The 19685-nt window shown below is 72.5% G+C and carries 19 protein-coding genes; 15 read left to right on the top strand and 4 right to left on the bottom strand.

What is annotated here, in order from left to right; genetic code table 11:
* Window positions 1-10 precede the first annotated feature (10 nt).
* The 3 genes from ACFYXM_RS23065 to ACFYXM_RS23055 all read left to right on the top strand — a co-directional run bounded on the left by ACFYXM_RS23065 (window position 11) and on the right by ACFYXM_RS23055 (window position 4260).
* On the top strand, window positions 11-748 hold the full coding sequence (locus ACFYXM_RS23065) for a glucose 1-dehydrogenase (protein WP_389291918.1): 738 nt from the start codon (window positions 11-13) through the stop codon (window positions 746-748).
* A gap of 256 nt (window positions 749-1004) precedes the next feature.
* Entirely contained in the window at window positions 1005-2729 is a 1725-nt protein-coding gene (gene ctaD / locus ACFYXM_RS23060; RefSeq protein WP_389291916.1) for a cytochrome c oxidase subunit I, read from the top strand.
* Between the two features lie 169 nt (window positions 2730-2898).
* Entirely contained in the window at window positions 2899-4260 is a 1362-nt protein-coding gene (locus ACFYXM_RS23055) for an NAD(P)/FAD-dependent oxidoreductase (protein ID WP_389291914.1), read from the top strand.
* An 81-nt stretch (window positions 4261-4341) separates the two neighbouring features.
* Here ACFYXM_RS23055 and rho read toward each other — a convergent pair whose 3' ends face one another.
* Entirely contained in the window at window positions 4342-5484 is a 1143-nt protein-coding gene (gene rho, locus ACFYXM_RS23050; RefSeq protein WP_389291913.1) for a transcription termination factor Rho, read from the bottom strand.
* 440 nt (window positions 5485-5924) lie between these two features.
* Here rho and ACFYXM_RS23045 point away from each other — a divergent pair, with 440 nt between their 5' ends.
* The 6 genes from ACFYXM_RS23045 (at window position 5925) to ACFYXM_RS23020 (ending at window position 11432) form a co-directional block, all read left to right on the top strand.
* Window positions 5925-6320, top strand: coding sequence for a molybdopterin-binding protein (locus ACFYXM_RS23045; RefSeq protein WP_389291912.1), 396 nt, complete (start codon window positions 5925-5927; stop codon window positions 6318-6320).
* Between the two features lie 49 nt (window positions 6321-6369).
* Window positions 6370-7161, top strand: coding sequence for a molybdate ABC transporter substrate-binding protein (gene modA / locus ACFYXM_RS23040; protein WP_389291910.1), 792 nt, complete (start codon window positions 6370-6372; stop codon window positions 7159-7161).
* Window positions 7162-7257: 96 nt separating this feature from the next.
* Window positions 7258-9228: an ABC transporter permease gene (locus tag ACFYXM_RS23035; RefSeq protein WP_389291908.1), complete on the top strand. Its 1971-nt coding sequence runs from the start codon at window positions 7258-7260 to the stop codon at window positions 9226-9228.
* A 163-nt stretch (window positions 9229-9391) separates the two neighbouring features.
* Window positions 9392-10189 (top strand): tyrosine-protein phosphatase, encoded by a 798-nt coding sequence (locus ACFYXM_RS23030; protein WP_389291906.1) that lies wholly within the window; start codon window positions 9392-9394, stop codon window positions 10187-10189.
* A 265-nt stretch (window positions 10190-10454) separates the two neighbouring features.
* Window positions 10455-10859, top strand: coding sequence for a DUF1992 domain-containing protein (locus tag ACFYXM_RS23025; RefSeq protein ID WP_389291905.1), 405 nt, complete (start codon window positions 10455-10457; stop codon window positions 10857-10859).
* Between the two features lie 87 nt (window positions 10860-10946).
* Window positions 10947-11432, top strand: a complete 486-nt coding sequence (locus tag ACFYXM_RS23020; protein ID WP_389291903.1) for a GNAT family N-acetyltransferase — start codon at window positions 10947-10949, stop codon at window positions 11430-11432.
* Window positions 11433-11759: 327 nt separating this feature from the next.
* Here ACFYXM_RS23020 and ACFYXM_RS23015 read toward each other — a convergent pair whose 3' ends face one another.
* Window positions 11760-12149, bottom strand: a complete 390-nt coding sequence (locus ACFYXM_RS23015) for a VOC family protein (protein WP_389291901.1) — start codon at window positions 12147-12149, stop codon at window positions 11760-11762.
* 232 nt (window positions 12150-12381) lie between these two features.
* On the opposite strand from ACFYXM_RS23015, the gene ACFYXM_RS23010 reads away from it, so the two are divergent.
* Complete coding sequence (locus ACFYXM_RS23010; protein WP_389291899.1) at window positions 12382-12894, top strand: DUF6328 family protein; 513 nt, start codon at window positions 12382-12384, stop codon at window positions 12892-12894.
* Window positions 12895-12918: 24 nt separating this feature from the next.
* Here the strand turns inward: ACFYXM_RS23010 and ACFYXM_RS23005 are convergent, their stop codons facing one another.
* Entirely contained in the window at window positions 12919-13734 is an 816-nt protein-coding gene (locus ACFYXM_RS23005) for a VOC family protein (RefSeq protein WP_389291897.1), read from the bottom strand.
* Window positions 13735-13895: 161 nt separating this feature from the next.
* Window positions 13896-14228: a DUF6479 family protein gene (locus ACFYXM_RS23000; RefSeq protein ID WP_389291895.1), complete on the bottom strand. Its 333-nt coding sequence runs from the start codon at window positions 14226-14228 to the stop codon at window positions 13896-13898.
* Window positions 14229-14500: 272 nt separating this feature from the next.
* Here ACFYXM_RS23000 and ACFYXM_RS22995 point away from each other — a divergent pair, with 272 nt between their 5' ends.
* The 5 genes from ACFYXM_RS22995 (at window position 14501) to ACFYXM_RS22975 (ending at window position 19570) form a co-directional block, all read left to right on the top strand.
* On the top strand, window positions 14501-14917 hold the full coding sequence (locus ACFYXM_RS22995; RefSeq protein ID WP_389291893.1) for a hypothetical protein: 417 nt from the start codon (window positions 14501-14503) through the stop codon (window positions 14915-14917).
* 262 nt (window positions 14918-15179) lie between these two features.
* Window positions 15180-15755 carry a 2Fe-2S iron-sulfur cluster-binding protein gene (locus tag ACFYXM_RS22990; RefSeq protein WP_389291891.1) on the top strand — a complete coding sequence of 192 codons (576 nt, stop codon included), beginning with the start codon at window positions 15180-15182 and terminating at the stop codon, window positions 15753-15755.
* Window positions 15752-16738: an FAD binding domain-containing protein gene (locus ACFYXM_RS22985; protein WP_389291890.1), complete on the top strand. Its 987-nt coding sequence runs from the start codon at window positions 15752-15754 to the stop codon at window positions 16736-16738. Before ACFYXM_RS22990 ends, ACFYXM_RS22985 begins: the two co-directional genes overlap by 4 nt.
* 49 nt (window positions 16739-16787) lie before the next feature.
* On the top strand, window positions 16788-18887 hold the full coding sequence (locus ACFYXM_RS22980) for a xanthine dehydrogenase family protein molybdopterin-binding subunit (protein WP_389291888.1): 2100 nt from the start codon (window positions 16788-16790) through the stop codon (window positions 18885-18887).
* 173 nt (window positions 18888-19060) lie between these two features.
* Complete coding sequence (locus tag ACFYXM_RS22975) at window positions 19061-19570, top strand: ATP-binding protein (protein WP_389291886.1); 510 nt, start codon at window positions 19061-19063, stop codon at window positions 19568-19570.
* The last annotated feature ends 115 nt before the right edge of the window (window positions 19571-19685 follow it).

The raw sequence follows: 19685 nt of genomic DNA, 5'->3' as shown, positions 1-19685 counted from the left end.
AGGAGGGACCGTGCTGACAGGCAGGAACGCGGTGGTCACCGGAGGATCGCGGGGCATCGGCCGCGCGATCGTCGAGCGGCTGTGCCGCGACGGCGCACACGTCGTCTTCAACTACGCCACCAGCGACGACGCGGCCGCCGACGTCGTCCGCACCGTGCGGGACGGCGGCGGCACGGTCCACGCCGTCCGGGCCGATCTCGCCGACCCCGACGGACCCGGGAAGCTGATGGAGACGGCGGAGGAGAAGCTGGGCACCCTGGACGTCCTGGTGAACAATGCCGCCCTGTGCCCCGCCCCGTCCTTCATCGCCGACACCGACCCGGACGTGTTCGACCATGCGATGGCCGTCAACACCAGAGCGGTCTTCATGACGATCCGTCACGCCGCCCGGAGGATGCGAGACGGCGGCCGGATCGTGAACATCTCCACCGCGAACACCGTGCGCCCGGGCCCCGGCATCGCCGCGTACGCCGCGAGCAAGGGCGCCGTCGAACAACTCACCGCCGTGGCGGCCCACGAGCTCGGGGCACGGGGCATCACGGTCAACACCGTCTCGCCCGGCGCCACCGACACCGTGATGCTGCGCACCGCCAACCGGCCGGAGGCCCTCGAGACGGTGGTCGCCATGACCCCGCTCGGCCGGCTGGGCGCACCCGCGGACGTGGCCGACGTGGTCGCCTTCCTGGCCGGCCCCGACGCCCGGTGGGTCACGGGTCAGAACCTGCGTGCGACGGGCGGGCTGGCCTGAACCGTCGTCCATGACGCCCGGGCCGGCCGCCGGTCCGGGCGTCCGCCGTGCGCACCGGCGTGTCCGCGGCCGCCCTGACGGGTGAAAGTCGTGCCATGGCGGGTGCCGGGCCACCCCCGGCGGCCCCGTGGCTGGTTTGCTGCATCCGGGATCCGGTGTGACGCACGTGGGAGCGGTCCGGCGGCCGGCCCGGTGGAGAAGGCGCCCCGGCCGGGCGCGCGGTCCACCCGCGAACGACGACCGAAGGAGGGGCCCAGTGACGACGACGGGCACATCGGGGGCGGCCGACGAGGAGGGGGCGTACGCGGACGAGCTTCCGGTCCGGGCGAAGGAGCCCGGGAACGTCGTCATCAGATGGCTGACCACCACCGACCACAAGACGATCGGCACGCTCTACCTCGTCACATCGTTCGCGTTCTTCCTCGTCGGCGGGGTGCTGGCCCTGGTCATGCGCGCCGAACTGGCCCGGCCGGGCATCCAGATCCTCTCGCCCGAGCAGTTCAACCAGGCGTTCACGATCCACGGCACGATCATGCTGCTGATGTTCGCGACCCCGCTGTTCGCCGGATTCACGAACTGGATCATGCCGTTGCAGATCGGCGCCCCCGACGTGGCGTTCCCGCGGCTGAACATGTTCGCCTACTGGGCGTACCTCTTCGGCTCGCTGATCGTGGTCGGCGGCTTCCTCACCCCGCAGGGCGCGGCCGACTTCGGCTGGTTCGCCTACTCCCCGCTCTCCGACGCGGTCCGTTCGCCAGGAGTCGGCGCCGACATGTGGATCATGGGCCTGGCGCTCTCCGGGTTCGGTACGATCCTCGGCTCGGTCAACTTCATCACCACGATCATCTGCATGCGCGCACCCGGCATGACGATGTTCCGCATGCCGATCTTCGTGTGGAACGTCCTGCTGACGGCGGTGCTGGTCCTGCTGGCCTTTCCGGTCCTCGCAGCGTCCCTGCTGGTGCTGGAGGCGGACCGGAAGTTCGGCGCGCACGTCTTCGACGCGGCCAATGGCGGGGCACTGCTCTGGCAGCACCTCTTCTGGTTCTTCGGCCATCCGGAGGTGTACATCATCGCCCTGCCGTTCTTCGGGATCGTCACCGAGATCATCCCGGTGTTCAGCCGCAAACCGATCTTCGGCTACATCGGCCTGATCAGCGCCACCATCGCCATCGCCGGGCTGTCGGCGACCGTGTGGGCGCACCACATGTTCGTGACCGGCGGTGTGCTGCTGCCGTTCTTCTCGTTCATGACGTTCCTCATCGCGGTACCCACCGGGGTGAAGTTCTTCAACTGGATCGGCACGATGTGGAAGGGGTCGTTGTCCTTCGAGACCCCGATGCTCTGGTCCGTCGGATTCCTGGTCACCTTCCTCTTCGGTGGTCTGACCGGTGTGATCCTGGCGTCGCCCCCGCTGGACTTCCACGTCTCGGACACCTACTTCGTCGTCGCGCACTTCCACTACGTCGTGTTCGGCACCGTGGTCTTCGCGATGTTCGCCGGATTCCACTTCTGGTGGCCGAAGTTCACCGGCAAGATGCTGGACGAGCGGCTGGGCAGGATCACGTTCTGGACGCTGTTCGTGGGCTTCCACGGCACGTTCCTGGTGCAGCACTGGCTCGGTGCCGAGGGCATGCCGCGTCGCTACGCGGACTACCTCGCCGCCGACGGCTTCACCGTGCTGAACACGGTCTCGACCATCGCCTCGTTCCTGCTCGGCCTGTCGATGCTGCCGTTTTTCCACAACGTATGGAAGACCGCCAGGTACGGCAGGAACGTGGGTGTCGACGACCCGTGGGGCTACGGCCGTTCCCTGGAGTGGGCGACCTCCTGCCCGCCACCCCGGCACAACTTCCACACGATGCCGCGGATCCGCTCCGAGTCCCCGGCCTTCGACCTGCACCACCCCTCGCTCCGCGCCCTCGACGAAGCCCTGAACCTTCCAGGGACGCTCCCGATGCCTCCGGGGGACCGGTCGTGAACGCGGCCCCGGCACGGTGAGCGGCCCGGCCCGGCGGAGCGACCGCATCGGCCCCACGTCGTCCCCGACAGGCGAATTCGCACGCGGCTCGTGAAGATGGGAGAGGACGGGCGCGTGCGACGGGGCCGGCGAACGGACGACCGCGCATGCCCGAGGAGGGACGAACACTGTGGCACGACCCAGGATTCTCGTTGTCGGCGCCGGATTCGCCGGCGTGGAGTGCGTGCGCCGCCTGGAGCGCAGACTCATCCCGGGGGAGGCGGAGATCGTGCTCGTCACTCCGTTCTCGTACCAGCTCTACCTCCCCCTCCTGCCCCATGTGGCGGCCGGTGTGCTCACTCCGCAGTCCGTCGCGGTGTCGCTGCGCCGCAGCCGCAAGCACCGCACCCGGATCATCCCCGGAGGCGGCATCGGCGTGGACCCCAAGGCGAAGATCTGCGTCATCCGCAAGATCACCGACGAGATCGTCTACGAGCCCTACGACTACATCGTCCTGTGTCCCGGAAGCATCACCCGCACCTTCGACATCCCCGGCCTCCTCGATCACGCCCGGGGCATGAAGTCGCTCGCCGAGGCCGCGTACGTCCGGGACCATGTGATCGCCCAGCTCGATCTCGCGGACGCCAGCCTCGACGAGGACGAGCGGGCCTCGCGCCTCCAGTTCGTGGTGGTCGGCGGCGGATACGCGGGCACCGAGACGGCGGCCTGCCTCCAGCGCCTGACCACCAACGCGGTCAGGTACTACCCCCGGCTCGACCCGGGACTCATCAAGTGGCACCTCATCGACATCGCCCCGAAGCTCATGCCCGAACTGGGGGACAAGCTCGGCCGCAGCGCCCTGGAGATGCTGCGCGCACGCGGTATAGAGGTCTCGCTCGGCGTCTCGATCGCCGAGGCCGGTCCCGAGCACGTGACCTTCACCGACGGCCGGGTCGTGCCCTGCCGGACGCTGATCTGGACGGCGGGGGTCGCCGCGAGCCCGTTGGTGTCCACCTTCGGGGCGGAGACGGTGCGCGGCCGGCTGGCGGTGACCCCCGAGATGCGCCTGCCGGGCTTCGACGGCGTCTTCGCGCTCGGCGACGCCGCGGCCGTACCGGACCTGAGCAAGGGCGACGGGGCGGTGTGCCCGCCCACCGCCCAGCACGCCTCGCGCCAGGGCCGCACGCTCGCCGACAACCTCATCGCCACGCTGCGGCACCAGCCGCTGAAGCCGTACGTGCACCGGGACCTCGGCCTGGTCGTGGACCTCGGCGGCAAGGACGCGGTCTCCAAGCCTCTCGGCGTCGAACTGCACGGCGTCACCGCGCAGGCCGTCGCACGCGGTTACCACTGGGCGGCGCTGCGGACCAATGTCGCCAAGGTGCGTGTGATGACGAACTGGATGCTGAACGCCGTCGCGGGCGACGACTTCGTCCGCACCGGCTTCCAGTCCCGCAACCCGGCCAGGCTGCGCGACTTCGAGTACACGAACGCGTACCTGACACCGGCTCAGGTGCGTGAGTACACCGCCTCGTTGCACACCGCCACCTGAACCCCTCGCGCGACGCCTCCGTTCGAGGGTCCGGCCGGTCGCACCACCGGCCGGACCGGTGTGCCGGAAGGGGAACGGGGCTCAGGCATCCGGAACGGTGAGGTGGATGGTGCGGAGGAACGCGGCGTTGTCGGGGGTGCGCCGCAGCCGGTCGAGCAGCGTTTCGAGCGCCGCCCGCGGGTCCTTCCTGGTGAGCAGTGCGCGCCGAAGCCGGCGCATGGCCCGCAACTCCACGTCCGGCACGAGGAGTTCCTCACGGCGGGTGCCGGACGCCTGGAGGTCGACGGCCGGATGGACGCGCCGGTCGGCCAGCGCCCGGTCCAGCCGGAGTTCCATGTTGCCGGTGCCCTTCAGCTCCTCGAAGAAGTAGTCGTCGGCGCGCGAGCCGGTCTCCACCAGCGCGGTGGCCAGAATGGTGAGGGAACCGCCCTCCTCGGTGAGGCGGGCCGCACCGAAGAGCCGCTTGGGGCCGAGCGGGGCAGCAGCGTCGACGCCGCCGCTGAGAGTGCGTCCGCCCGCCGCGGACGCATTGTTGTGGGCGCGGCACAGCCGGGTCAGGGAGTCCAGCAGGACGACGACGTCCTCGCCCCGCTCGACCAGGCGTTTGGCGCGCTCGATCGCGAGGTCGGCGAGCGCGATGTGTTCCCGCGAGGGCCGGTCGAAGGTCGAGGCGAGCACCTCGCCCCGCACGGACCTGCGCGTGTCCGTCACTTCTTCGGGGCGTTCGTCGATCAGTACCACCATCAGACGGCATTCGGGATGGTTCGTGGCGACGGCCTCGGCCAACTGCCGCAGCAGCACCGTCTTGCCGGCCCTGGGCGGCGCCACCACGAGACCGCGCTGCCCCTTGCCGACGGGTGAGACGAGATCGACGAGCCGGGTCGCCGGACCGCCCGAGGGCGTCTCCAGGCGCAGCCGCCGCCGCGGGTGGATCGGTGTGAGATCACGGAAGTGGGGCCGCTCCCGCAGCGCTTCGGGGGAGCGGCCGTCGACGCACACCACGTCGGACAGGACGCGGGGCCGGTCGCAGACGCCCTCCACCAGGTCGCCCCGGCGCAGGGCGTGACGGCGGATCAGGTCGGCGGGGACCTGTACGTCGCCGGGGGAGGAACGGTCGGCCCGGGTGCGCAGAGTGCCGCGACCCTGGTGCGTGATGTCCAGGATGCCGATGGCCCCGCTGGGCAACTCCCCTTGGGAGAGGGGGAGTTCGAGGGTGCTCGTCATGTGGGTGGTCCTTTCGCGGGCAGGACGGATGAAAGGGCCCGGACGACATCGGGGGCGGACGGGATCACGCCCCGGTCGACGGGCGGAGAAGTCCGGTACGGGGAAACCCGAACCGGGCTGGAGAAAATGGTGCGGGAGAGCTGGACCGCCGACCGGAGAGGGGCGGGAGCGGCAGCCTGAAGAAGAGGGGGTCGGCACAGGGGGCCTCTGAATAAGGCATGACACATGCGCCGAACGCACCGTACCACGGCATGTGCGGTCGGTGCCACGCCATGCACGGCCCGTCACCGGTCGCCGGTCGGCGCCCCGGCCGTCGGCGCGGTTGCCCGCTGCCTGGTCGCCCCGCCCTCTCGCCGCCTCGCTTGGGCCGACTGACATCTGCGCCGTGAATCAGCCGTACGGATTGTAGATGCGAGGTAAATGCGAATATCTTGGCGCACATGCAGTCCTACACGATCGGGCAGGCGGCGCGCCTGCTGGGGGTGAGTCCCGACACGGCCCGCCGCTGGGCGGACGCCGGAAGGGTCGCGACCCACCGCGACGAGAACGGCCGACGGCTCATCGCGGGCCGCGATCTGGCCGTGCTCGCCGTCGAGACCGGCCAGAGCGGCGGGGGCGACGACGAGCCCTCGTACACGACGGCGCGCAACGCCTTCCCCGGCATCGTCACCGCGGTGAAACTCGGCGACGTCGCCGCCCAGGTCGAGATCCAGGCCGGTCCGCACCGGCTGGTGTCCCTGCTCACCCGCGAAGCCGTCGAGGAACTCGGACTGGAGGTCGGCATGCGGGCCACCGCCCGCGTGAAGTCCACCAATGTGCACATCGACCGTGTCTGACCGCGCCTCGTCCGCGACGCGCACGACTCCCGAGGAGCCCGGCCCCATCATGACGATCCCCTTCACCCGGCGCCGCGCCGCCGCCGCGCTCGTGACCGCGGCGCTGCTGGTCCCGCTCGCCGCCTGCGGCGCCGACGACGAGAAGGACGCCGCCGGTACGCCGGCGAAGGCCCCCGGCGCCCGGCTGACGGTCCTCGCCGCGGCGTCGCTCACCGACGTGTTCAAGACCGCGGGCGCCGCGTACGAGAAGGCGCACCCCGGTACGAAGGTGACGTTCTCCTTCGCCGGATCCCAGGAACTCGCCGCCCAGGTGCGGCAGGGCGCCCCCGCCGACGCCCTGGTCACCGCCGACACCAAGACGATGGAAGGGCTGAAGTCCGACACCGGCACCCCCGCCGTCATCGCGAAGAACCGCCTCGTCATCGCCACGGCGGAGGGCAACCCGGAGAAGATCACCGGACTGAAGGACCTGACCAGGAAGGACCTCAAGGTGGTCCTGGCCGCTCCCGAGGTCCCGGTCGGCCGCTACGGCAAGCAGGTCCTCGACGCCCAGAAACTCCACGTCCGGCCGGTCTCCCAGGAACCCAACGTCCGTGCCGTGCTCAGCAAGGTCGAACTCGGCGAGGCGGACGCGGGCATCGTCTACAAGACGGACGCCGAGTCGGCCGCCGACACGGTCGACGCCGTCGATATCCCCGACGCGCAGAACGCCGTCGCCTCCTACCCGGCCGCCACGCTGCGCCAGTCCGCGCACGCCGACGCCGCCGCGGCGTTCGTGAAGTGGCTCGGCGGACCGGAGGCGCAGAAGATCCTCGGGGCCGCGGGCTTCCAGCAGCCGTAGCCCGTACGGAACGCCGTTCGCACCCGCGGGAGCGCGCCCGCCCCCGAGTCGGGGGACCGGGCGGCGTCCGTGCCGACATCGCCCCGGGAACCCTCGATGAGAGCCCTCCGCAGCCGCCTTTCCGGCGCGCGCACCCCCGTCGCCCTGGCGCTGCCCGCGCTGCTCGCCGTCGCGTTCCTGATGGTCCCGCTGATCGGCATCCTGGCCCGCACCTCCTGGGCCGATCTCGGCACCCATCTCACCTCCCCGGGCGTCACCCAGGCACTCGGGCTGTCCCTGCTCGTCTCGTTCTGGGCCCTGGGCCTGTCGCTGCTGCTCGGGGTGCCGCTGGCCTGGCTGCTGGCCCGGGTGGACTTCCCCGGCAAAGGGTTCGTGCGCTCGCTGGTCCTGCTGCCGATGGTGCTGCCGCCCACGGTCGGAGGCGTGGCGCTCCTCCTCGGCTTCGGCCGCCGGGGTGTGCTGGGGCCCTGGCTGGAGGACACGTTCGGTGTCACCCTGCCGTTCCACACCTCGGGCGCGGTGGTCGCGGCGACCTTCGTCGCCATGCCGTTCCTCGTCATCAGCCTCGAAGGGGCACTGGCCGGTCTGCGGCCCGCGTACGAGGAGACCGCCGCCTCCCTGGGGGCCTCACCGATCCGGGTGTTCCTGACCGTCACGCTCCCGATGGTCGCCCCCGGGCTCGCCGCCGGGGCCGCGCTCACCTGGGCGCGGGCGCTGGGCGAGTTCGGCGCGACCATCACGTTCGCGGGCAACCTGCCCGGCACCACGCAGACCCTGCCCCTCCAGGTGTACCTGCTGCTCCAGGACTCCCCGGAGGCCGCCACCTCCGTCTCGCTCCTGCTCCTCGCCATCGCCATGGCCGTCCTCGTCGCCCTGCGCGGGCGCTGGACCGGAACGCCCCGCGACCGCCGGCGTGCCCCGGCGCCCGTGCCGGACGACGTGAGCGGTGCGGAGGCACCGGGCACCTCGCCCGGCGCCCCGGGTCTACGGGAGGACCCGGCCCCGGCCCCGCCCCGGGCCCCGCGGGAGGACTGCCCGTTGCACGCCGACGTCACCGGCTTCAACCGGCTCACCCTCGACGCCGGTCCCGGCACGACGATCGCCGTCGTCGGGCCCAACGGCGCGGGCAAGACGACGCTGCTGCGCGCGCTCCTCGGCCTGACCCGCCGCTCGCGGGCCGTGCTGCGCCTCGGAGCCGCCGACGTCACCGCGCAGCCGCCGCACCGCCGTGAGGTCGCCTGGGTGCCGCAGGACGGCGCCCTCTTCCCGCACCTGTCCGCGCTGTCGAACACGGCGTATGGGCTCCGCGCCCGCGGCGTCCCCCGGGGCGACGCCCGCCGCGAGGCCCAGCAGTGGCTCGACCGCCTGGGCGTCGGCCGGCTCGCCCACCGCAGACCCGCCCAGCTCTCCGGAGGACAGGCCCAGCGCGTGGCACTGGCCCGCGCCCTGGCCGCCCGCCCCCGGCTGCTGCTGCTCGACGAACCGCTCGCGGCGCTCGACCAGACCACCCGGGCCCATGTCCGTCACACCCTGCGCACCCATCTCGCCGGGTTCGGCGGCGTCTGTCTGATCGTCACCCACGACCCCGTCGAGGCGGTGTCGCTCGCCGACCGGGTGCTCGTGCTCGAGGAGGGCCGCACCCTCCAGGACGCGCCCCCGGCCGAGGTGACCCGGCATCCGCGTTCGCCCTGGGTCGCCCGGATGCTCGGCCGCAACGCCTGGCCGGGGACCGCGGCGGCCGACGGCACGCTCGGCCTCGCGGGCGGCGGCCGACTGGTCGTCGCGGACCCGCTCCCCGAGGGGACGGCGGCCCTCGCTGTCATCGCGCCGGAGGCGGTGTCCGTGCACCGCGTCAGGCCCGGGGGAAGCCCCCGGAACGTCTGGCCCGGAACAGTGCGCGAGCTCACCGCCACGGGGAGCCGGATCCGGCTGGTGGTCGATTCGGGCGAGGTGCCCGACCTCGTCGCGGAGATCACCCCCGAGGCGGCGAGCGAGCTGGGGCTGGGCGAGGGGACGTCCGTGTGGACCGTCGTCAAGGCGACCGAGGTCACCGTCGTCCCCCTGTGAGGCGTCCACCGCACGGGCAGCCGGCCTCCGCCGTTCCCCGATCGGCGCCCCTGCGGCGTTTTCCTTTGTCGAATCCCCCGACCGCGTGCGACGTTGGAAACGGTCATATATGACTATTTGTGACGCACGTTCCAACGGGAGCCGGGTGAAGGGGAAGTCCATCGTGGAGACCGCCAGAGCCGTCCCGGCGTCCACCGTCGTGAATCTGCGGGACCTGGGCGGGATCGCCGTGGGGCCCGACCGGTTCGTCCGGTCCGGTGCCGTGCTGCGCTCCGGCGGGCTCGGCGCACTCGACGTCGAACGCGACACGGCGGTCGCCGCGTTCGGTATCCGCACCGTGGTCGACCTGCGGACCGCCGACGAGCGCGCGGCGGCCCCCGACCGGCTGCCGCCCGGCGCGCGGCTGTTCGTCGCCGATGTGCTCGGTGACAACCCCGGTCTCGCGCCCGCCCGTCTGCGTGCCCTGCTCGCCGACCCGGCGGCGGCCGACCGGCTGCTGGGGGACGGGAAGGCGGAGGAGGTGTTCGCCGGATCCTATCGGCGGATGGTGCTCTCGCCCTGCGCGTCCGCCGCCTACCGGGCCTTCGTGGAGACGGCGGCCGACGACCGCGCCCGCCCGGTGCTCTTCCACTGCACGACGGGCAAGGACCGCACCGGCTGGGCCGCCGCGCTGCTCCTCATGCTGCTCGGCGCGTCGCGCGAGGCGGCGCGGGCCGAGTTCCTCGCCGTGAACCGCGTCGCATGGGGGACCTGCGCGGCCTATGTGCGGGGCTTCCTCGACGCCGGGGGCGACCCGGAGATCGCTTCCGCGATCGTCGAGGTCCGCCCCCGCTACCTCGACGTGGCGCTCGATGCCATGGACGAGCGCTGGGGCGGACTCGACGGCTATGTGCGCGACGGCCTGAGGATTCCGGGGGCCGCGGTGGAGCGGCTGCGGGACGGGCTGGTCGTCCCCGCCTGAGCGGGCCGCGGATACCCGGTGGCGAGGGTCGGGCGCCCGCATCGACTTCATATCCCCGGGTCATTGCGCCTATCGCCCCGTCATCGACCTCCAGTCCTGCCTCGCGCCTACGGGCACCTGGTGCCCCTGCGCTCGGGCGACCTGACCCATCCGCACGTCCATCCGAACGAGGGCGGGCCGGGTCTCGAGGTCTCCGGCGGAGGTGCGCCGGTGCCGTGGGTATCGTGAGAGGTGCCGGACCGCATCGCCTCCGGAAGGGGTCGCCTTGACCGAACGCAAGCCCCCGGGCGTGAGCTTCGAGTCCTGGGTCGACAGGCAGATCCGCGAATCCGAACAGCGCGACGACATCTCGCGGTTGCCGGGATTCGGGAGGCCGATCGACGGCCTCGCGGCTCCCTACGACGAGGACTGGTGGATCAAGCGGAAGCTGCGGCGGGAGGGGGTGTCGGTGCTCCCGCCCGCGCTGGCGCTGCGCAAGGAGGCGGAGGACGTGCGGGAAGCCGTCTCCCGGGCGCGGACGGAGGCAGAGGTGCGACGCCTGCTGACCGAGGTCGACGAGAAGATCCGGGCGGCCGTCCGCAGGCCGCCGCCCGGGCCCCTGCTCGAACTCGAACCGTTCGACGTCGAGGCCATGGTCGAGGAGTGGCGCGCGGCGCACCGTTCTTCCTGAGCCCGTCGTCCGTGCGCAGGGCGGGGCGCGGCGACGGCGGAGGGGACGGGTGCGCATGGGCGCGAACCGGTATGTAATGATCTACATATGAATTCAGGTATTACGCGTCCGCATGGCGGAACGCGGGAAGGTGTGCGCGTCAGGCGCGCGACCGCGCGGGACGCCCGGCGGCTCACCCGAATAGTGAGGACCTCCCGCGCCTACGAGGGGCCCTACGCCGCCATGGTCGCCGGATACCGGGTCGGGGCCGATTACATCGAGAACCACCGCGTCTTCGCGGCCGTCGACGCCGACGACCGGGTCCTCGGCTTCTACGCGCTGGTCCTCGACCCGCCGGAGCTCGACCTCCTGTTCGTCGCCGACGAGGCCCAGGGGCTCGGTATCGGGCGGCTGCTCATCGGGCATCTGCGCGAGGAGGCGCGGTGCACGGGCCTGACCGGCATCCACGTCGTCTCGCACCCGCCGGCCGAGGGCTTCTACCGGAGCATGGGCGCCCGGCGGACCGGCACCCGCGCGGCGGCTCCGCCCGCCGTGATGTGGGACCGGCCCGAACTGCTGCTGCCGGTCGCCTGATCCTCGGGGAGGGCGCCCTCCCCGGGCGCGGCACGCGGCGTCGGCCGTCGCCGACGCGCAAAGGCCCGGCCGGAGACACGTGACCCCCGACCGGGCTCCAGTGCCACTCCTGGCAACGTTTACCCCGTCGTGTCGCCCGGCGCTTCCCCGGGCTCTCAGCTTCGTTCGAGCAGGGGCCCCGTCCGAGGGCTTCCGGCCGCCTTGCGATCGTACGCACCGGACAACGCGCCTTCCGGGCTCCCACTGCCGGTCGTGGCACTCGTCGCGTATCCGCCCCGCGCGTGTCGCGCACCGTGTGCGTCTCACGAGGGGGAGGCGTGGCGGACGTTACGAGGGGAAGCCACCGTACGGGCGCGTGATGAGCTCCATCGCGTGACCGGAGGGGTCGAGGAAGTAGACGCCCCGGCCGCCGTCGTTGTGGTTGATCTCGCCCGGACGTTCCCGGTGCGGATCGGCGTAGTAGGTGAGCCCGAGCTCCTTGATGCGGGCGTACGCCGTGTCGAACTCCGCCTCCGAGACGAGGAAGGCGTAGTGCTGCATGGTGATCGATTCCTCGGGGATGGTCGCGAAGTCCAGGGTGACCCCGTTCGCGGTGGCGAGCGGGATGAACGGGCCCCATTCCTCGCCGACTTCAAGGCCCAGTATGTCCGCCAGGAACTCGGCGGACTCGCGGTTGTCCCGGGCGTGGACGATGGTGTGATTCAACTCGACAGACACTGTGGAATGCCTCCAACGGGCATCTCACGGGCACCTCCACGCCTCACCCGGCCGGTGACCGACGCGCGATGCCGTGTGCGAAAGTCTAACGACCTGGGGAGCAATGGGAAGCCCGCTTCCTCTTGCTCCCCAGGTCGTCAGGGCTGTCCGGCCGTCGAGGCTCCACCGGGATCTTGGCGGAAAGACCTAAGGTGGGGTCCACGTACTCCACGCATCCGGACGGTGCTCCACGGTGACCTCGACTCCACCTCCCGCCGGCGGGGGCCCCGGCACGGGGCGCCACGAGACGCCCGACGAGCGGGCGGACCGGCAATGGTCCGAACTGCTCCAGGAGCTGCGGGTCGCCCAGACCGGTGTACAGATCCTGTTCGGCCTGCTGCTCGCCGTCGTCTTCCAGCCGCGTTTCGCGGAGCTGTCGGCCGCCGACCGCACCATCTACGTGGTCACGGTGATGCTGGGATCCGCCACCGCGGCCGCCCTGATCGGGCCCGTGTCGTACCACCGCATGCTCACGGGGCGACGGCTCAAGCCGCAGACGGTCACCCTGGCGGCCCGGCTGACCGTGCTCGGGCTGGGCCTGCTGTTCTGCACGATGTGCTCCGCGCTGCTGCTCGTCCTGAGGGTGGCTCTGCACGACGCGGTCGCGCTGTGGCTGGTCGGCGCGATGGCGTTGTGGTTCCTGATCTGCTGGCTCGTCGTCCCGGTCCGGTTGCTCGCCCGCTCCGCGTCCGAGCAGGAGAGATGACCGCTGGACGGAGCAACCCGGTCGTCACGCGGCGGGGCCCCGGGCGTCGGTGACCGTGAAGAGGCCGCCGTCCGGGTCCAGCAGGACCGCCTCGCCGCCCTGCCCCGGAGGGCGCCGCTCGACCAGGCTCCCGCCGTGCCGCCGTGCCGCCTCGACCGCCGCCCCCACGTCGGCTACGGGGAAGTGGACCTGCCAGTGCGGGCGGACCAGTGGATCGGGGGCGGCCTCCACCGCGCCCGAGCTGATCCGGGCCAGCCGGCGCCCGGCGCAGTCGACGACGACCTCCTCCTTCTCGTACGACACCTCGCAGCCCCCGGGGCGTCCGCTGGCCCAGTCGAGCACCTCGCCGTAGAAGATCGCCGCGTCGAAGGCGTTCCTGGTGTGCAGGCTCAGCCAGGCGTGCGAATGGCCGTCCGGGGCGGCCGGCGAGGTCGCGGGCTCCGTGCGCTCCCAGATGCCGAACACCGCGCCGTCGCGGTCCGCCGCCAGCGCGCCGCGTCCCTTTCCGAAGGCGAGCGGCCCCACCGCGACCGTGCCGCTGCGCTCACGGATGCGCGCCGCCGCCGCGTCGGCGTCGGGAACGGCGAAATAGGGGGTCCAGGCCACCGCCACGCGGTAGGCGGTCGCCACCGCGCCGATGCCGGCGACCGGTACGTCCCCCCGGCGCGCGACGGAGAACTCCTGCCCCAGCCGGCCCGGCCGGAAGGACCAGTCCAGCACGGCGGAGTAGAAGCGCTGCGCCGATTCCAGGTCGCGGGTCATGAGATTGACCCAGCAGGGCGCTGCGGACCCGGTCAGCGGCGCCGGCATCGACACCGCCCCGGGACGGCTTGCGGTCATGGTCCCACTGCCTTCATCGGTCGTTCGGGCGGCGCGTGCGCGCCGGCCCTCGGGGGCCACCTCAGCCTCTCCGCGGCCGGTCGCTCCCGCAACACGCGACGGCCGAGCACACCGCGTCCCGCACGGCGTCCGGCGGGGCGTCGGACGGGGCGGGGCGCGTGTCAGTCGCGTCGTTCGTCGGTGTCGCGCCGGATGGTCTCGTTCCCGTGGTCCCCGAGCTCGTAGGGGGACAGCCCCCTGCCGCCGGGCGGGAAGCTGTCGTCGCCGTGGACATCGCGCTGCTCGATGTGGGCGCGGTGGTCGGGCCGCGGCGGCTGCTCCTCGGGCCGGGGCGGCGGAAGCTCCTGGAGCCGGCGCCTCCTGCCCAGCCAGACCGCGCCGATCAGCACACCCACCAGCGCGATGCCGATGATGCCCATCACCGACCCGGTGGCGCCCCGCCCGTCGGCGAGGAGGAGGGCCAGTGAGCCGATGTCTCCGTTCGATACGTCCATGCCTCCCCGATACCCCGAGGAACGAGTGCCAGTCGGTCATGGCGATGAATTCATGTTTTAAGTGGATATAAACCTTAAAAGAGTTTCGGTTCCGAGGTGGCGGCCGGAAGGCCGGAAGGCCGGGTGGCCGGCGCGGGGTCGCCCCGGCCGGCGTCCGCGCCCGGCGGCCCGCTCGTGTCGCCGTCGTCCGGCCGCGGGGTGAGCCTGGAGAGGATCCCAGTCCTCGGGCCCCGGTGCGGGCCCGCGCAGCACGCGGAGCGGAGGAAACCACGGTGAACACCATCGAGGAGCGGGCCGACGAGGGCCTGCACGGCCGGGACGTCTCGGTTGTCATCAGTGGCTGCGACACCGGCGACGCGCGGATGGTCTTCGACGCGCTGCGGGCCGCCTTCACCACCGACAGGGCCTCCGTCGACGTGCCGAGGAAGCTCGCGGAGAAGCGCCCCACCGCGTGGACCGCGACCGTCGACGTCACCGAGGAACGGGTGGTCTCGGGACCGGCGCCGCTCGGCGCGCCCGTCTCGCTCGACGTGCAGGGCGGCTACTGGGCGGTCGAGCGGCTCCGGCGGAGCCTGGCGCACGCCTTCGACGTACGGGTCGTCGGAACCGTCTCCGGGGACCAGGAGGAGGAAGTGCGCCTCCGTCTGGAGAACCGGGGCGGCCGCGCGGCGGGCGGGGGAGCCCGCTAGTGCTGTGACCGGGAAGGTTCACCGGCTCGCGACGCCCGGCACGGCACCTCGCGGCGTTGTCGCATCACCCGCGTACGTCCAGTACGCGGACGATGCTCCGCCTTGCGATGCACCGCACCGGACGCCGCGAGCCACCCGGCAAACCTTCCCGGTCACAGCACTAGAGCGGCCGGACGGGGCCCGCTACGGAGCAATGAGTCGGGAAGCGTCACTCCATCTGCTATAAAACGGGCAAAAGGTCACCTCTGAAAGGTGCGGGCGCGTGGATCCCTCACACGGGCGGGACGGCGGCGCGGGGCAGCCGGGAGCGACGGGTGCGACCGTCGACCGGTCCACCCTGACGCTGTACGTCAACGGAACGGAGCGGACGCTGACGCTCGATCACCGCACCACGGTCCTGGACGCCCTGCGCGAGCACCTCGGCCTCACCGGCGCGAAGAAGGGCTGCGACCACGGACAGTGCGGGGCGTGCACCGTCATCGTCGACGGCCGCCGCGCCAACAGCTGCCTGCTGCTCGCCGTGGCGCAGGACGGCGCCCGTGTCACCACCGTCGAGGGACTCGCGGACGGCGAACGGCTCCACCCCCTCCAGGAAGCCTTCCTGGAACGGGACGCCCTGCAGTGCGGCTACTGCACACCCGGCCAGATCTGCTCCGCCGTCGGCATGCTCGGCGAGGCAGCGGACGGCTTCCCGTCCCACGCCACCGCGCGCACCGCCGCCCTGGCCGTTCCGGCCCCGCTGGACGCGGCCGAGATCCGCGAACGAATGAGCGGCAACCTGTGCCGCTGCGGCGCCTATCCCCACATCGTCGAGGCGATCGAGGACGTGGCGCCGTGAGACCGTTCGCCTACCTCCGTGCCCGCACCGCCGCCGAGGCGGTCCGCGAGCACGCCGCCCACCCCGGCGCCGGATTCCTCGGCGGCGGAACCAACCTCGTCGACCTGATGAAGCTGGGGGTGGAGACCCCCCGCCTGCTCATCGACATCAGCCGGCTGCCCCTGACCGAGGTGGCCGACACCGACGACGGCGGCCTGCGCATCGGCGCGACCGTGCGCAACAGCGACCTGGCCGCCCACCCCGCCGTGCGCGGCCGCTACCCGGCCCTGTCGCAGGCACTGCTGTCCGGTGCCTCCGGGCAGCTCCGCAACACCGCCACCACCGGTGGCAACCTGCTCCAGCGCACCCGCTGCCCGTACTTCCAGGACGTCTCCAAGCCCTGCAACAAGCGGGAACCGGGCACCGGCTGCCCCGCCCGTGAGGGCGCCCACCGCGATCTCGCCGTGCTCGGCCACTCCGAGCACTGCGTCGCCACCCACCCGTCCGACATGGCCGTCGCCCTGGCCGCCCTCGACGCCACCGTCCTCCTGCACGGGCCGGAGGGCGAACGGGTCCTGCCGGCCACGGACTTCCACCGGCTGCCCGGTGACACCCCGGACCGGGACACCGAGCTCCGGGCGGGTGAACTCGTCACCCATGTGATCCTGCCGCCCGTACCGGACGGCGCGGGCTCCGTCTACCGCAAGGCCCGCGACCGCGCCTCGTTCGCCTTCGCCCTGGCCTCCGTCGCCGCCGTGCTGAGCGTCCGCGACGGACGGATCGCCCACGCGGCACTGGCCTTCGGGGGCCTCGCCCACCGGCCCTGGCGGGCCCGCACCGCGGAACGGGTGTTGCGCGGCGCGCCCGCCACCGAGGAGACCTTCGCCCGGGCCGCGGACGCCGAACTCGCCGGGGCCCGCCCCCTGCGCGACAACGCGTTCAAGGTGGGCCTCGCCCACAGCCTGGCCGTCGACGCGCTGGGCGAACTCGCCGCCGACGGCTGACCGACCGAGGTCACGCCGACACACCGACCCGCAGACGTGAGGACCCGTCATGAGCCAGGCCCCGTCCCCACTGGGCAGCCCCGTCGTCCGCCGCGAGGGCAGGGACAAGGTCACGGGCGCCGCCCGCTACGCCGCCGAGCACACCCCGCCCGGCTGTCTGTACGGGTGGCCCGTCCCGGCCACGATCGCCCACGGCCGTGTCGCCGCCGTCGGCGCCGAGGAGGCGCTGGCCCTGCCCGGGGTGCACGCCGTCCTCACCCACGACAATGCCCCGGCGCTGAAGGAACCGGACGACCCGATCCTCGCCGTCCTCCAGGACGACCGGGTCCCGCACCGGGGCTGGTACGTGGCGCTCGTGGTCGCCGACACGCTCGAACAGGCCCGGGCCGGGGCCGAGGCGCTGCGGATCACCTACGCGACCGCCCCGCACGACGTCCTGCTGACGGCCGAGCACACCGGCCTCTACACCCCCGAGACCGTCAACGGCGGTTACCCCGCCGTGCGGGAGCGCGGCGACGCCGAACGCGCCTTCGCCACGGCGCCCGTGCAGATCGACGCCACCTACACCGTCGGCCCCCTGCACAACCACCCCATGGAGCCGCACGCCACCACCGCGCGATGGACCGACGACGGCCACCTGACCGTGTACGACTCCAGTCAGGGCTCCACCGCGGTCCGCGACAGCCTCGCCGCCGCGTTCGGGCTCCGCCCGCAGCAGATCACCGTGGTCGCCGAGCACGTCGGCGGGGGCTTCGGCTCGAAGGGCACCCCGCGCCCGCAGACCGTGCTGGCCGCGATGGCCGCGCGGCACACCGGACACCCCGTCAAGGTCGCCCTGCCCCGACGCCAGTTGGCCGCCGTCGTCGGCCACCGCGCGCCCACCGTGCAGCGGGTCCGGCTCGGCGCCGAGGACGACGGCACCCTCACCTCGATCGTCCACGAGGTCGTCACCCACACCTCCACCGTCAAGGAGTTCGTGGAGCAGGCGGCCGTTCCCACCCGGGTGATGTACGGATCCGGGCACAGCCGCACCACCCACCGCGTCGCAGCCCTGGACGTGCCGAGCCCGTCCTGGATGCGCGCTCCGGGCGAGGCGCCGGGCATGTACGCGCTGGAGTCCGCCATGGACGAACTCGCCTCGGCCCTCGGCATGGACCCGGTCGAACTCCGCCTGCGCAACGACCCGGTGGACGAGCCCGACTCGGGGCGTCCGTTCAGCAGCCGCGGCCTCGCCGCCTGCCTGGAGGAAGGGGCCGCACGCTTCGGCTGGCGCGACCGCGACCCGCGTCCCGCCGTCCGCGAGGAGGGGCCGCTGCTCATCGGCACGGGCGTGGCGTCCGCCACCTATCCCGTGTACGTCATGCCCTCCGCCGCCTCCGCGCACGCGGCACCCGACGGCTCGTACCACGTCCGCGTCAACGCCACCGACATCGGAACCGGAGCCCGTACCGTGCTCGCGCAGATCGCGGCCGCCGCGCTCGGCACCCCGGTGACGAACGTACGGATCGACATCGGCAGCAGCGACCTGCCCGACGCCTCCCTGGCCGGGGGCTCCTCGGGCACCGCCTCGTGGGGCTGGGCCGTGCACAAGGCGTCCACCGCCCTCCTGCGGCTGCTCCACGAGCGCACGGGCCCCCTTCCCCCCGGGGGGCTGACGGCCCACGCCGACACCGGGCGGGACGTCTCCGAGGAATCCCCCTACGCACGGCGGGCGTTCGGCGCGCACTTCGCGGAGGTCGCCGTCGACTCGCGCACCGGCGAGACGCGGGTGCGCCGGATGCTCGGCGTCTTCGCCGTCGGACGCGTCCTCAACCCCCGTACCGCGCGCTCCCAGTTCATCGGCGGAATGACGATGGGCATCGGCATGGCCCTGACCGAGGCGAGCGCCCTGGACCCCGTCTTCGGCGACTTCACCGAGACCGACCTGGCCTCCTACCACGTGCCGGTCAGCGCCGACGTGCCGTGGATCGAGGCACAGTGGATCGACGAGGACGACCCCCACCTCAACCCGATGGGCAGCAAGGGCATCGGCGAGATCGGCATCGTGGGCGCGGCGGCGGCCGTCGGCAACGCGGTCAGGCACGCCACCGGTGTCCGGTTGCGGACTCTGCCGCTCACCCCGGACACGCTGCTGCCGTACCTGCTCTGATCCGGAAGGGCCCCGCCGCGCGGCCGGGGCGCCGTCCCCGTGTTGCGCGGGCCGCTCCAACGGGCCACTCTGTGGAGTGACCCAGAAGTGACATCAGCTCACTCTTCGTGTTCGGGGGGTCATTGGTTTCGATGAGGCGAAGTCAGTGGGCCCCGATGTGAGGAGCCTCGACGATGACCGTTCAGATCGACCGGCACTATCTGGTCGAATTCCAGGTTTCGGCAGAGCGTGTATCACAGGTGCGGCGCATCGTCGCCGCGCACCTCCGCCACTGGAGTCTCGAACTCCATGTCCGTCCGGTGTGCCGGGGCGTGGAGGAACTGCTCACCAATGTCCACCGGCATGTCGGCGACCACGACCGATGCGCCGTCGAACTGCGCTGGTCGGGGCGGCATCTCACGGTCTCCGTCGCCGACGGCAGCACCGAGATGCCGCGGCTGCTCGACGGCGGCGGTGGTGGTCTCGGCCGGGTCATGGCGCTCAGCGACAGCTGGGGCACCTGTCGCACCGACGAGGGCAAGGTCGTGTGGTTCACCCGGTACGCGAAGGAGCCGCGCACCGCCGGGACCATGCCGACCGCGCCGCTGCCCGGAGGGCGTGAGTTCCGCCGCCCACCGGTCGCCGTCGTGGACACGCCCGCCGACGTCACCACGACGGCCGACGCCGCCCCCGCCCTCGTCTGAGCCGGCCCCGGGACCCGTACCATCGGCTCGGCCGGGACGCGCCCCGGCGCGGACGGCGCGCCCAGGCGCGCAGGCTCCGCGCCGGTCCGGGAAGGTCCCGCGTTGCGGTACGGCG

The sequence above is a fragment of the Streptomyces sp. NPDC002476 genome, from assembly GCF_042889785.1.
GTDB lineage: Bacteria > Actinomycetota > Actinomycetes > Streptomycetales > Streptomycetaceae > Streptomyces.
This window is presented reverse-complemented; position numbering and strand designations above follow the sequence as displayed.

Bases quoted from the DNA above. Each gene is read 5' to 3' on its own strand.
- rho (WP_389291913.1), bottom strand. From the start codon at position 5,484: ATGACGAGCACCCTCGAACTCCCCCTCTCCCAAGGGGAGTTGCCCAGC.
- ACFYXM_RS23045 (WP_389291912.1), top strand. From the start codon at position 5,925: ATGCAGTCCTACACGATCGGGCAGGCGGCGCGCCTGCTGGGGGTGAGT.
- modA (WP_389291910.1), top strand. From the start codon at position 6,370: ATGACGATCCCCTTCACCCGGCGCCGCGCCGCCGCCGCGCTCGTGACC.
- ACFYXM_RS23035 (WP_389291908.1), top strand. From the start codon at position 7,258: ATGAGAGCCCTCCGCAGCCGCCTTTCCGGCGCGCGCACCCCCGTCGCC.
- ACFYXM_RS23020 (WP_389291903.1), top strand. From the start codon at position 10,947: ATGAATTCAGGTATTACGCGTCCGCATGGCGGAACGCGGGAAGGTGTG.
- ACFYXM_RS23005 (WP_389291897.1), bottom strand. From the start codon at position 13,734: ATGACCGCAAGCCGTCCCGGGGCGGTGTCGATGCCGGCGCCGCTGACC.
- ACFYXM_RS23000 (WP_389291895.1), bottom strand. From the start codon at position 14,228: ATGGACGTATCGAACGGAGACATCGGCTCACTGGCCCTCCTCCTCGCC.
- ACFYXM_RS22980 (WP_389291888.1), top strand. From the start codon at position 16,788: ATGAGCCAGGCCCCGTCCCCACTGGGCAGCCCCGTCGTCCGCCGCGAG.
- ACFYXM_RS22975 (WP_389291886.1), top strand. From the start codon at position 19,061: ATGACCGTTCAGATCGACCGGCACTATCTGGTCGAATTCCAGGTTTCG.